18 protein-coding genes are annotated in these 10,748 nt (G+C 31.2%); 12 read left to right on the top strand and 6 right to left on the bottom strand.

What is annotated here, in order from left to right; genetic code table 11:
- The first annotated feature begins 494 nt into the window (after nt 1-494).
- From GWI58_RS12200 to GWI58_RS12175, 6 genes are all read left to right on the top strand, one after another.
- Nucleotides 495-1,010, top strand: a complete 516-nt coding sequence (locus tag GWI58_RS12200) for a DnaJ domain-containing protein (protein ID WP_135023910.1) — start codon at nt 495-497, stop codon at nt 1,008-1,010.
- Nucleotides 1,011-1,080: 70 nt separating this feature from the next.
- The gene (locus GWI58_RS12195; RefSeq protein ID WP_161769210.1) at nt 1,081-1,638 is read left to right on the top strand and encodes a hypothetical protein; all 558 of its coding nucleotides are present in this window, start codon (nt 1,081-1,083) and stop codon (nt 1,636-1,638) included.
- Between the two features lie 115 nt (nt 1,639-1,753).
- The gene (locus GWI58_RS12190) at nt 1,754-1,942 is read left to right on the top strand and encodes a hypothetical protein (protein ID WP_161769209.1); all 189 of its coding nucleotides are present in this window, start codon (nt 1,754-1,756) and stop codon (nt 1,940-1,942) included.
- A 31-nt stretch (nt 1,943-1,973) separates the two neighbouring features.
- Entirely contained in the window at nt 1,974-2,252 is a 279-nt protein-coding gene (locus GWI58_RS12185) for a hypothetical protein (protein ID WP_161769208.1), read from the top strand.
- 7 nt (nt 2,253-2,259) lie between these two features.
- Nucleotides 2,260-2,478, top strand: coding sequence for an antitoxin Xre-like helix-turn-helix domain-containing protein (locus GWI58_RS12180; protein ID WP_161769207.1), 219 nt, complete (start codon nt 2,260-2,262; stop codon nt 2,476-2,478).
- A 2-nt stretch (nt 2,479-2,480) separates the two neighbouring features.
- A complete protein-coding gene (locus tag GWI58_RS12175; RefSeq protein ID WP_161769206.1) occupies nt 2,481-2,783 on the top strand; it encodes a hypothetical protein in 303 nt (100 codons plus the stop codon).
- Nucleotides 2,784-2,971: 188 nt separating this feature from the next.
- Here the strand turns inward: GWI58_RS12175 and GWI58_RS12170 are convergent, their stop codons facing one another.
- Entirely contained in the window at nt 2,972-3,247 is a 276-nt protein-coding gene (locus tag GWI58_RS12170) for a type II toxin-antitoxin system RelE family toxin (RefSeq protein ID WP_161769205.1), read from the bottom strand.
- An 8-nt stretch (nt 3,248-3,255) separates the two neighbouring features.
- On the bottom strand, nt 3,256-3,480 hold the full coding sequence (gene relB / locus GWI58_RS12165; protein WP_112843044.1) for a type II toxin-antitoxin system RelB family antitoxin: 225 nt from the start codon (nt 3,478-3,480) through the stop codon (nt 3,256-3,258).
- 457 nt (nt 3,481-3,937) lie between these two features.
- On the opposite strand from relB, the gene GWI58_RS12160 reads away from it, so the two are divergent.
- From GWI58_RS12160 to GWI58_RS12150, 3 genes are all read left to right on the top strand, one after another.
- Complete coding sequence (locus GWI58_RS12160; protein WP_161769204.1) at nt 3,938-4,432, top strand: hypothetical protein; 495 nt, start codon at nt 3,938-3,940, stop codon at nt 4,430-4,432.
- A gap of 123 nt (nt 4,433-4,555) precedes the next feature.
- Complete coding sequence (locus GWI58_RS12155) at nt 4,556-4,804, top strand: hypothetical protein (protein WP_161769203.1); 249 nt, start codon at nt 4,556-4,558, stop codon at nt 4,802-4,804.
- A 63-nt stretch (nt 4,805-4,867) separates the two neighbouring features.
- A complete protein-coding gene (locus GWI58_RS12150; RefSeq protein WP_161769202.1) occupies nt 4,868-5,152 on the top strand; it encodes a hypothetical protein in 285 nt (94 codons plus the stop codon).
- Between the two features lie 438 nt (nt 5,153-5,590).
- On the opposite strand, the gene GWI58_RS12145 is transcribed toward GWI58_RS12150, so the two are convergent.
- Nucleotides 5,591-5,863 (bottom strand): hypothetical protein, encoded by a 273-nt coding sequence (locus tag GWI58_RS12145; protein WP_202608554.1) that lies wholly within the window; start codon nt 5,861-5,863, stop codon nt 5,591-5,593.
- Between the two features lie 220 nt (nt 5,864-6,083).
- Between GWI58_RS12145 and GWI58_RS12140 the strand changes: the two genes are divergently transcribed.
- Nucleotides 6,084-7,550 (top strand): colicin-like pore-forming protein, encoded by a 1,467-nt coding sequence (locus tag GWI58_RS12140; RefSeq protein ID WP_161769201.1) that lies wholly within the window; start codon nt 6,084-6,086, stop codon nt 7,548-7,550.
- A 79-nt stretch (nt 7,551-7,629) separates the two neighbouring features.
- On the opposite strand, the gene cui is transcribed toward GWI58_RS12140, so the two are convergent.
- The 3 genes from cui to GWI58_RS12125 all read right to left on the bottom strand — a co-directional run bounded on the left by cui (nt 7,630) and on the right by GWI58_RS12125 (nt 8,863).
- Nucleotides 7,630-8,148: a colicin immunity protein Cui gene (gene cui / locus GWI58_RS12135; RefSeq protein WP_161769200.1), complete on the bottom strand. Its 519-nt coding sequence runs from the start codon at nt 8,146-8,148 to the stop codon at nt 7,630-7,632.
- A 140-nt stretch (nt 8,149-8,288) separates the two neighbouring features.
- The gene (locus GWI58_RS12130; protein ID WP_161769199.1) at nt 8,289-8,591 is read right to left on the bottom strand and encodes a type II toxin-antitoxin system RelE/ParE family toxin; all 303 of its coding nucleotides are present in this window, start codon (nt 8,589-8,591) and stop codon (nt 8,289-8,291) included.
- 8 nt (nt 8,592-8,599) lie between these two features.
- Nucleotides 8,600-8,863, bottom strand: coding sequence for a type II toxin-antitoxin system Phd/YefM family antitoxin (locus GWI58_RS12125; RefSeq protein WP_012368894.1), 264 nt, complete (start codon nt 8,861-8,863; stop codon nt 8,600-8,602).
- Between the two features lie 354 nt (nt 8,864-9,217).
- On the opposite strand from GWI58_RS12125, the gene parA reads away from it, so the two are divergent.
- Nucleotides 9,218-9,838, top strand: coding sequence for a ParA family partition ATPase (gene parA / locus GWI58_RS12120; protein ID WP_115064975.1), 621 nt, complete (start codon nt 9,218-9,220; stop codon nt 9,836-9,838).
- A gap of 53 nt (nt 9,839-9,891) precedes the next feature.
- Nucleotides 9,892-10,113 carry a plasmid partition protein ParG gene (locus GWI58_RS12115; RefSeq protein ID WP_115064976.1) on the top strand — a complete coding sequence of 74 codons (222 nt, stop codon included), beginning with the start codon at nt 9,892-9,894 and terminating at the stop codon, nt 10,111-10,113.
- Nucleotides 10,114-10,748 lie beyond the last annotated feature (635 nt).

The raw sequence follows: 10,748 nt of genomic DNA, 5'->3' as shown, positions 1-10,748 counted from the left end.
CAAACGCCCCCCTAAGCAACCCTACGGGTTACTAAGTCGCTGTACAGGCTGTTGCGAGATAAATCTCTGACAGCCTAACAGCGCTTCTCAAAGGGGGCTAATTAACTATTATGATGTGGCCCGTTCCGATTGGCTCTACAGGGTGAAGGGAGGTTTCTTGCTTCCTGTACGGCTCTCAGTCGCATTTGAATGTTATACCTTGCGTCATAACATTCAAATGCTCCGCTTCGGGGCGCATGGGCTCTTACAGCTCCTTTTTGGCTATCTTTCACCCCTTCCTTTGGTGATTACGGTTTTTTAATCAAACTTTAGTTATTGATCTTTACTGTATCTCATTGTTTTTTAATATTAAATTAATTGTTTTTTTTGATGAAATTGACAAAAAAAGCTTGAAAAGTCCCGAAAACGGGACTATAATTATTTATATCAAGTGAGGGGGAACTTTAAAAGTTCTTTCATATATCAATAACAGCCGAACGGCTAGGAGTTTTAAAATGACAATTCAAGAAGCTTTAAATATTTTTGGTTTAGCGGGAGAGCTAACAGAAGATGATATCAAAAAAGCGTATAAAAAGTCTGCTTTAAAATATCATCCCGACCGAAATCCGTTAGGTGCTGAATTAATGAAAGCTGTTAATTCAGCATACGACACTCTAATGAAAAATATTGATAAAATTAATCTTTTTCAGAGTAATGATAAAACTAAACAGTATAATTTTGGTGATGAACTAGAGTCTGTATTAAATACTCTGTCAGGATTAAGTGACATTATTTTTGAGGTTATCGGTAATTGGGTCTGGATTAGTGGAGATACTAAAATACATAAAGAAACATTAAAAGAAATCGGGTGTAAGTGGGCACCGAAAAAACAACAATGGTTTTATCGTCCAGAAGAGCATAAATGTTTTAGAAATAATCAGGAAAAAAGCATTGATGAGATTAGATTAAAATATGGCTCTAGCGGTCAATATAAATCGAAAGGGTGGCAACAAGTAGAAAATAGATATTAATTTTAATTTGATATAGAGAGTAAGATACTCTCTATATCATTATTTCAAAGCCGAACGGCTAGGGGTTAATATGAATAAACAAAATTGTTTTTTTCAAGAATATCAGTCTGTTTGTAATGATATTTGCTATTATTTAGGTAATGAATGGCGAATAAATAAAATTAAATCATGGGATTTATGTATTATTTTAACATCACCAAAATATAAAGATTATTCAATTTATTTTAGACCTGAAAAAGGTCGTATAAATATATCTGGTTCAATATATAGTCGATTGTTTCGTTATTCCTGTAATTATTGCACAGTCTCAGAGAATAGAAAACCTCAACATATTGCAAATGATATTAAAAGAAAAATACTAGCTAATATTGATGAAGAGATAAAAAAATATATTGAAGATTTAGAATCTTATAATAATAATTTAGAACAAGATAAAATCTTAAAAGGAATGATATCAAGATTTGGAAAATTAAATGATTATCATAGTTCATTTACAGGGTTTAAGTTAAACAATGGTATTACAGGCGAGGTTAATAGACGTTATAGAGGAAATCAACAATTAGTTATCGATGATCTGAATGTCGATAAATTAATTAAAATTATCGGTTTTGTTTCAACACTAGATTAAAAAACAGCCTCTAGCGTTAGCTAGGGGCATAAGCATTTATGCAGAAGTAGTTACGGTGTTAGTTAAAAACGTTTATTATGGTAGTAACTGAGTTATCAATTTATGGGGCTAAATAATGTCTAAACAATTCTCAGTCAATGATAACGTAATGATTATTAATGATAAGTTAGGTTCTAATCTTGTTGGTTATGAATGCGAGATAATTAGTATAGATAATAATTATGAACTCAACATTGAGGTAAAATTTAATGATGGAAGAAACACTTTTTTCTCAGAAAATGAGTTAAAACTAATTAATTTTTGATCTAACTTATCTCAGTATTAGGAATCGTAAAATGAAACAAATATATATGGCAAGAACGGGCGGGACGGTACGAAGTAGCCTTATCGTTTATAGTGATGGGGAAAAATTCAAACTTCATTATTTAGTTTTAGGTCGTACTAACCCTAGTAAAACAGAACGATTGAAAGGGATTAAATGCAAGCGATTTGAAATACTGAATAATGAATTCGAATTTAACGACTTCAATGAAATAAGTGTTAGTGAGCTTCCATTAAAAGAGTTAACAGAAGAATTTTTATCTAAATATACTGATGAAAAAATTAATAAGTAGGTAAAAAATGAAATTTGATAAAAAAGATATAACGAAAGAAACTCTGAAAAATCTTAGAAGTGAGCTTAATTATAATAATGCTCAAATGGCAGATTTACTAGGTATATCAGAAAAAACGTGGAAAAACAAAATTAGTGGAGAAGGAAAAATAAGCAAGTTAGAATATGAATTCATGTTGCTTTTGATTGATAAACATCCTGATTATAAAATAATTAATAGACGTTAATTATGAATAAACATATTTATATAAAGTTTATAGAAAATGATGAAATTATTTTTCATGAAAAAATAAATATTGATGATAACTTTTATAAAGCTAAAAATATATTTGATACACTAGAGGAACAATGTCAAATTTGCAAGCTAAATAATGAGTTACATGTCGAAGCTAGTATTGATCCAGTGGAAATTATGTTTCAAAATTTTGTAATTAAATATTTATATCCACTTTGCGAAAACCTAAAAAACATATGGAAAAAATTTGATATTGAGTTTGTATATTTGTATTTACCAATAAATTACGCTCTGTAACGTTCTCTAATAAGATTTAGGCTTATTAGGTGATGTTTCCCCTATCTTTTGTCTCCGACCATCTGACAATCGCGCTGTGTTTCATTTTGTGGTTGTTTTAGTTCGCTACGCTTACGGCTTGGCAGGAATGGGTTGCCTTACATACCCTAAAGGGCATAAAACAAAGGGGCAATTAAGCCCCTGTAATTTCAAAAGTGTTTATAGATATCTTTTCGATGCCCGATAGAAAGCGCCAAAATCAGTAATTTATCATCTTCAATGGTTGCTATTAACCGATAATCACCGATACGATATCGTATAAATTCCGATTTATCTCCTTTTAATATTTTCCCAATTAATCGGGGATTAATACTATTATCGATATGTTTTTCAATATAATTTTGAATAATTTTCTGGTGATATTTATCGATTTTCTTGATTTCTTTTTGAAAGCGTTTTGTGTACTCAATGCGATATTGACCCATAATTTACCTCAAAGAGAATCAAAAAGCGCTTTATGACTCAGTGTTTCATTATCGCTTAAATATTCTTGATAAGATTCCTCAGCAAGTTTTAAATCAATTTCATCTTCAATTTTTTCAATAACTGCACTTTTACATAACTCACTAAATGTTAAGCCTTTAGCGTTTGCATAAGATTCAAATAAATTGAGTTCATCATCATTTAAGCGAATTGCTTTTGTAGAATTTTTACGCATTTAATGCCCCCTTTGTTTTGTCATACATTGTATAACAATACTTTATTTATGTCAATTATTAATGAGAAAAACCGATGTAAAAAAAATGAAAATTATTACAATTACCGCTTGCGCTAATGCCCGAAAACGGGCATAATGTTTATATAAAACGGGTTGTATTGTATTTCTATCATTAAATGTTAAAGGTGAATAGTATGATTATGTTTGGAAGAAAAATAAAAATGGTGATATTAATCTTCTTGATAAAGATGGATATCCAATAACGCGGTTAGATGATTCGTACCCTATTATTTATCCTGTGAATTCTAATTTAAGTGCGTATTATGAACATCCTAACGGTATTATCATTACAGAAGAAGATGCAAAGAAATTAGATTTAGATATTGAAGATTAACTATATACCCGAAATCATGTTTGTATCAAAATGGGTATACTCTCTTAATTTAATGAGGATAACATGCAAACAGATAATGAAAAGGTTTTTAATGAAATATGTTACTTTAAGTTTAGACTTAATGAAATTATCGAAAGGGAAAAGAATATATATAGAAAAGAAAAAGCGGGTAAAACGTTTTATTTTAGCTTTTGGAGTTGGTATAGAACTATCCCCTATTTTCTTCTTGCATATATAATAACCATATTTTTCTTTATTGCTGCTGCAACGAGTTCATACGAAATTAACAAGTTGATTAATATTATTATAGCTTCTGCACTTACAGTTCCTATTGTAGGTATATTCCTTTTAGATCTTTTTAAATTATTTTATTATGAGCACAAAACCTTAAGATTAAAAACAAAAATAAATGAATTGTTAACTCTATATTATCCCTATGATGAAGTTAATTTTTATGAATCACTAGAAAAAATAAAAAAAAGTAAAAGCGCTATTGTTTATAATCATTTTTTAAATGAATTGATATCATTAGAATTTAGATATAAACCATGTAAATAAAAATGCGTATAGTTAATAATAATTAACATAACTGTTTTTCTTGGATTTCGTAGGGTTCCTTACATACCATAAAAGGTATGAAATAAAAAATAAAACTTGCATAATAAATTATAGGAGTTTGATTTGATAAATATAAATGATGTTTATCCTAAAGACTTAGTGACTTTACAAAAAGAATTAGAATTTTCAGATTCAAAAATGGCTGAATTGTTAGGGATTAGCGTAAAAACGTGGGTAAATAAGCGTTCTGCGGCAATGAGAGCAGTTAGAAAACAGTTGATTAGCCCTGCGGAATGTGAATATTTAATGTTATTGGCAGGTATTCACCCTAAATATGATTTAATTTTTCACAAAAAAAATAGAGTTGTATAATTTATTTTTTGATCCGATTTTGAAATTAAAATGTTATATGGGAATCCTTTGTAAGGAAATAAAATGAGTGCTAAATATGAAATTATTTTTAGAAAAGTGAAAGGGAATACCTTTAGTGAGTGTTTTTCTGTTTTTTATAATGGGGAAAAATATAAATTGGTTTTTCAAAAGTTTAAGCGTAATCAGGTGTCGAAAGCTGATAAGCTCAATGGCATCAAGCCAACTCGTGAAAAATTGTTAGAAACAGAACATTATTTTACCACGCTAAAGAATATCGAATTCTCTCTATTGCCCTGCAAAGAATTGACGAAGTTATTTTGTGAAGAATTTAAACTTACTTGGAGGTAACTTTAAATGAACTTAATTAAAGCAGAGTTATCCACGGCTTTAAAAAGTCGAGCAGGGTTAACGCACCAATAAAAGTGCGGTAATCCGTCGCGTACGGGTAGCCGATAGCGTAGCGTAGGCGTACCTGCGATTTTTTAAGTGCGGTGGGTAACTCGGATTCATCTAAATTATTTTAAGATCTTTATATTTTTGGTCTATTTAAATTCCCCTTTTAATCGGTAAATGAGCATAAGTATTTTTCTTGGCTTTTGTAGGTTTCTTTGCCAGATTTTGCGTAGCAATGCCTAAAAAATTGGTTCCGATAAGACAGTGTTATGTTAAAAAAGCCAGTAACTTACTGGCTTTTTAGTGTTATTAAAAAAATAAAAGATCACTTAATGCCATAATAAGAATTATAAAAATAAAATGGCAAAGCAACCCAAAAAATTATCAAAAATATCAAACATGAGTCCAGCCCTCTATTTTTAGTCCTTCAACTCGTGAAAATTCGCGGGTATTATTTGTTACCAATATTGCATTAACAGAGACAGCATGACCAGCAATCGCACTATCATTATTTCCTATGGACAATCCCACATCAAATAAGCATTTTTTTATCACGGTGGTTGCATCTACCGCCGCTTTATCCCATGCCAAAATCGCGTCAACGCGTTCACAGAGAGCATGAAAGTTGTTACGGTGAAACGTTTTCTGTTTAATTCCTTCGTACAAAACAAACGTTCCCTAAATTGCTTATGGTAGCAATATCGTTACGTCCCCAATTTTTCAATTATTTTCTAATGGCGCCTTTTAATTTTTTGAAAAATAAGATTTTTTTTATATTCAATAATTATTCAGAAAGAAATTGACGTGAGGAGGAATAAGGTTTATATTTATACTGTATATATATACAGTATCATTGGCTGGTTTTTAATAAAAAAAGGAAATTTTTATGAGTAAAAATAATCATTCAGCAGAGACCGATCATCTTTCAGTGACTGCCGATAGACCTAGTAAAGGTGATTTAGGTAGTGGCCCAGTAGGAAAAGGCGATGGAGGAGATAGAAATATCATCAGTTTAAGTGATCCAAATGCTTCGTTTTCATATACTACGTCAACAATAGAAGGGCTTGAGGGATTAAACTTTACGGTGACTGTACACGGAGCAAGGATTATTAATCCTCAAAATGGTCATACGACTAATAATATTGAAGTTGATGGAAAAGGTAATAGTGTTGATTATAAAAAAAATAATGTTCAGAATAACCAACTTGAATTACCGATACCTTATAATAATAAGTTGGCTCGTGATCGAGATTTAGGGAGATTAACGTCGAGAATAAGAAAAGATTATTTTGATTTGAAAAATAATAAGGCTAGAGTATCTATTTATAATGGGCATTATATTCATACCGTCACATTTGATGACGATGGAAACGTGCAAAATATTTCTGAGGAATATATAGAGAAAACCTATAATCGCTATTCTAAGGGGATACCAAATGAGAAAAAAGATAGATTAGAAGAGGTAAAGAGATTTGCAATATTAGGTTATAAAACTGAGCCTAGTAATATTCTTGATTATAATGTAAAAATAAAGGAATATGAATTTATTTTTACATTAAATAAATTAGGTTTTATAGAAAAATTCTCCAAGAAAATTATAAAAGCATCACAATATGAAAGTCGCCAGTTAAATGCATTCTATAAAGATTTAAATATTGAACAAGATGAAAAAAAAGAAAATTTAGCGAAATTAATGGTTGTTAATGCATATCAATCGTACCCACAAAATAAAAAATTTATCCAAGATGCAGAAAAAGAGGCATTGATGGGAGCGGCAGATATTATCATTAATACTGGCGAAAAAATTAGTAAACACTTGGGGGAAAAATACAAAACTATTGCTAATGAGATCGCTAGTGATTTACGTAACTTTCAGGGAAAGAAATTACGTAGCTTGTCTGATGCATTAAAAATGATGGAAAAAATCAACCGTAATCCTAATATTAAGATAAAACAAGCGGATAGAGTGGTACTGGCTAATGCAGTGCGCCATGTGGATACAAAAATCCTGTCTGAAAATTTTCAGCGTTTAGGTAAGTCATTCGGGGTATTGGGTAAAGTATTGAGTGTTGAAAAGCTTCGCGAAAAAGCAGCTATTGGTTTTGAGACTGGTAACTGGAAACCATTGATGCTGGAAGTGGAAGCTATGATAATCAGTGGATATGCTACGGGGATAGCGATAAGTATAGCAATAAGTTTTATCTCATCAATTGCATCATTTTTAGCTATAGGAGCATTACCTACAACCTTGGCAATTATAGCAACTATAATGTTAATTAGTTATTTAGCATCCTTAATTGATGATAAAGTTGTTGATAAAATTAACAACTTACTTATTCCAGAAGCTCATTAATTACTTTTGGTTATCTTATTTAGTTAAAACTATCTAAGATAACCATTTATTTTTATAAAAATTAAGTAATCACTATTTATCAACGAATTGATTTAAATGGAAGATAAATAAATGAAATAAAAAAAAGAAACAACCAAACATAATATCCAAAAAAAATAGCTATATAGTAACCAAATAATAGGTGTTTATTACTGGATATAGTTTTAAGTATACTCCAACCACTATCTGATATATCAGTATTGTAAAAATATAAAACATATAGAGAAATAATCGTAATCACAAGACATGGAAAAATAACATTTATTATTAATTTATTAATTGGTATAGGTTTTACAAGAGTCAGTTTCTTATAACAAAAAATGAAAAATAACAATACTATTAATGGTGATAATTTGCAGTAAAAAAATGATAACTTGCTAATTATTGGATATGTTGAAGAATAAGTTGATGGTATATTGTTTATTTTTTCATACACAGCAAATAATATATCTATATCATTAAAATAAAAAATAATAAATATCGGAATTGCACTAATAAAGATGAATATTGAACCCCACTTAATTAACAAATGATCATTTGGGTGATTTTTATTATCCATAGTAACCTGCCTTTACGTAGTACCTATGATAATTAATATATCATAGTTGTTTGTAAAACACATAAAGAAACATTAAAACGGCTAGGGTTTAATATGAATATAACAATTAATCATTCCTCTATTGATATGACAGGGGAAAATTAATCCCTTTTTATATGAATATGTGGATCTTGAGATTGATGTAATACTGCTAATACTTCTATTCCATTCTCAACTTCTCGATAGTAAATAATATGACTTTCTACAGGAAAACTTCTTATTCCTGTAAAAAGGTCATCACTACGATCTATACCAATAGAGGGTTGTTTTTCAATAATATTGATTATTGTGATTCTTAAGCAATTTATGTAAGTTTCAGCTACATTTTTTCCCCAATGGGTCAAAGAATATCGTCTTATGGTGCGAATATGCTCTTTTGCTTTCTTGGTAAATAGAACACTCATTTATAAGATTAACCTTCAATTTCATTGCTAGTTAAAGGTGCAAAAACATCATCAATATGATGTAACTCTCCCCGTTCTGCTTGTTCAATAGATTCGGCCAAAATAGATTTTAAATTTTGTAACTTCAACTGTGTAAATTGGTCATATTCGTCTGGAGAAATGACTACAGCTACACGCTTTCCATGTTTGCTGATCTGGACAGGTTCACGTTGAGCTTTCATTAGTAAATCACCAAATTGATTTTTGGCGAGTTGAGCAGGAATAATTTCCATAAGTAACACTCCGTAAAAAAGTACAAAATGGCTTGAATGTCTATTATAGCTATTTGTTGTGAATTTTACCATTAATTAATACTAGTAATAAAAAAAAACTGGATCACATAAGACCCAGTATGTTAAATGCAGATTTTTTTGTAAAAATCGCCCTCTTTATCAACTTAGACGTAGTCAACACGTTTTTTGCTCTCAAACTCACCTTTTGCTACTTCTTAAAATGTGTTTATGTGTAAATGTGTTTTTACCCATTTACACGGTTGTTTTTCGTGCTATAATCACACAAATGAGTTTAAACACATAAGCTCTTAAACACATAAGCTCTTAAACACAATTGAGTTAATGAGGTTTCAAATGAAAATTATTTCTTTCTTAAATCCAAAAGGCGGTTCAGGTAAAACAACAGCAGTTATTAATGTCGCAACTGCGCTAACTAAACAGGGTTATCATTTAGCGGTTGTTGATACTGACCCTCAAATGAGTCTGACTAATTGGAGTCGGGTGGGAAATAGCGCTTTCGACGTATATACTGCGTCTTCTGAAAAAGACGTGTACAGCATTCGTAAAGATCTTTCGAATTATCAGTTGGTTGTTGTTGACGGGGCTGGTTCTTTGTCTGTCATTACCTCTGCGGCAGTCATGGTCAGTGATTTGGTTATTATCCCTGTGACACCTAGCCCGTTAGACTTTTCAGCCGCAGGAAGCGTAACGGCAGTATTGGAAGCGCAAGCTTATAATCGTAAAGTTGAAGCACGATTTCTAATCACGCGCAAAATCGAACAAGCCTTAATGTTAAATGTGTTAAAAGAAAACCTTAAAGACAAAGATATCCCAACCTTGAAAACAAGTATTTCACAACGTCAGATTTACATCAAATCTATCTTACAGGGCAATACGGTATTTGAATCGAACGATGGAGCGGCAAAAGGTGAAATTGAAATGCTCACCAAAGAGATATTAAGAGTTTTTGAGTGAAAACACATTGACACAAATGAGTAAAAACACAAAACATCAAATGAGGTAATGACATGGCGCTTAAAAAAGAGACTACCACATCAAATAAAATGAATTTTGGTGAGCACCGTGATTTAGATAAAGTATTAAAGAAAAAGGGAAAAACAAAACGTATCAATGTAGATTTAGACGAAGATATTCAAATTCGCTTTAAGGTTGCTTGTGCAAAACAAAACACAACCATCAAAGATGTGATCAGTCAATTTGTCGATAGTTGGCTCAAAGAAAATGAGTGATAACACAAAAGTGTAAATGTGTATTGATTGGTTATTTTTATCTGTAGGTAGGAGATATTAATGTCTAAAAATAAATATAAATGCCCTGAATGTGGCTCAGTAGTAAGTGGCGATACACATTGAGTCTATCGCCACTTATTGAGTTACCCACCGATATAAAAAATGTTGTTTTCCGTTCGTGCAAACGCCCCCCTAAGCAACCCTACGGGTTACTAAGTCGCTGTACAGGCTGTTGCGAGATAAATCTCTGACAGCCTAACAGCGCTTCTCAAAGGGGGCTAATTAACTATTATGATGTGGCCCGTTCCGATTGGCTCTACAGGGTGAAGGGAGGTTTCTTGCTTCCTGTACGGCTCTCAGTCGCATTTTTTGTTATGCCTTGCGTCATAACATTCAAATGCTCCGCTTCGGGGCGCATGGGCTCTTACAGCTCCTTTTTGGCTATCTTTCACCCCTTCCTTTGGTGATTACGGTTTTTTAATCAAACTTTAGTTATTGATCTTTACTGTATCTCATTGTTTTTTAATATTAAATTAATTGTTTTTTTTGATGAAATTGACAAAAAAAGCTTGAAAAGTCCCGAAAACGGGACTATAATTATTTATATCAAGTGAGGGGGAACTTTAAAAGTTCTT

This window comes from Proteus sp. G2674 (assembly GCF_009915195.1).
GTDB lineage: Bacteria > Pseudomonadota > Gammaproteobacteria > Enterobacterales > Enterobacteriaceae > Proteus > Proteus mirabilis.
This window is presented reverse-complemented; position numbering and strand designations above follow the sequence as displayed.

What these genes read in the sequence shown, in the direction of transcription:
- GWI58_RS12180 (WP_161769207.1), top strand. Translation starts at nt 2,260, where the DNA reads ATGAAATTTGATAAAAAAGATATAACGAAAGAAACTCTGAAAAATCTT.
- relB (WP_112843044.1), bottom strand. Translation starts at nt 3,480, where the DNA reads ATGCGTAAAAATTCTACAAAAGCAATTCGCTTAAATGATGATGAACTC.
- GWI58_RS12160 (WP_161769204.1), top strand. Translation starts at nt 3,938, where the DNA reads ATGCAAACAGATAATGAAAAGGTTTTTAATGAAATATGTTACTTTAAG.
- GWI58_RS12200 (WP_135023910.1), top strand. Translation starts at nt 495, where the DNA reads ATGACAATTCAAGAAGCTTTAAATATTTTTGGTTTAGCGGGAGAGCTA.
- GWI58_RS12150 (WP_161769202.1), top strand. Translation starts at nt 4,868, where the DNA reads ATGAGTGCTAAATATGAAATTATTTTTAGAAAAGTGAAAGGGAATACC.
- GWI58_RS12190 (WP_161769209.1), top strand. Translation starts at nt 1,754, where the DNA reads ATGTCTAAACAATTCTCAGTCAATGATAACGTAATGATTATTAATGAT.
- GWI58_RS12185 (WP_161769208.1), top strand. Translation starts at nt 1,974, where the DNA reads ATGAAACAAATATATATGGCAAGAACGGGCGGGACGGTACGAAGTAGC.
- parA (WP_115064975.1), top strand. Translation starts at nt 9,218, where the DNA reads ATGAAAATTATTTCTTTCTTAAATCCAAAAGGCGGTTCAGGTAAAACA.
- GWI58_RS12170 (WP_161769205.1), bottom strand. Translation starts at nt 3,247, where the DNA reads ATGGGTCAATATCGCATTGAGTACACAAAACGCTTTCAAAAAGAAATC.
- cui (WP_161769200.1), bottom strand. Translation starts at nt 8,148, where the DNA reads ATGGATAATAAAAATCACCCAAATGATCATTTGTTAATTAAGTGGGGT.
- GWI58_RS12130 (WP_161769199.1), bottom strand. Translation starts at nt 8,591, where the DNA reads ATGAGTGTTCTATTTACCAAGAAAGCAAAAGAGCATATTCGCACCATA.
- GWI58_RS12140 (WP_161769201.1), top strand. Translation starts at nt 6,084, where the DNA reads ATGAGTAAAAATAATCATTCAGCAGAGACCGATCATCTTTCAGTGACT.
- GWI58_RS12195 (WP_161769210.1), top strand. Translation starts at nt 1,081, where the DNA reads ATGAATAAACAAAATTGTTTTTTTCAAGAATATCAGTCTGTTTGTAAT.
- GWI58_RS12125 (WP_012368894.1), bottom strand. Translation starts at nt 8,863, where the DNA reads ATGGAAATTATTCCTGCTCAACTCGCCAAAAATCAATTTGGTGATTTA.
- GWI58_RS12175 (WP_161769206.1), top strand. Translation starts at nt 2,481, where the DNA reads ATGAATAAACATATTTATATAAAGTTTATAGAAAATGATGAAATTATT.
- GWI58_RS12115 (WP_115064976.1), top strand. Translation starts at nt 9,892, where the DNA reads ATGGCGCTTAAAAAAGAGACTACCACATCAAATAAAATGAATTTTGGT.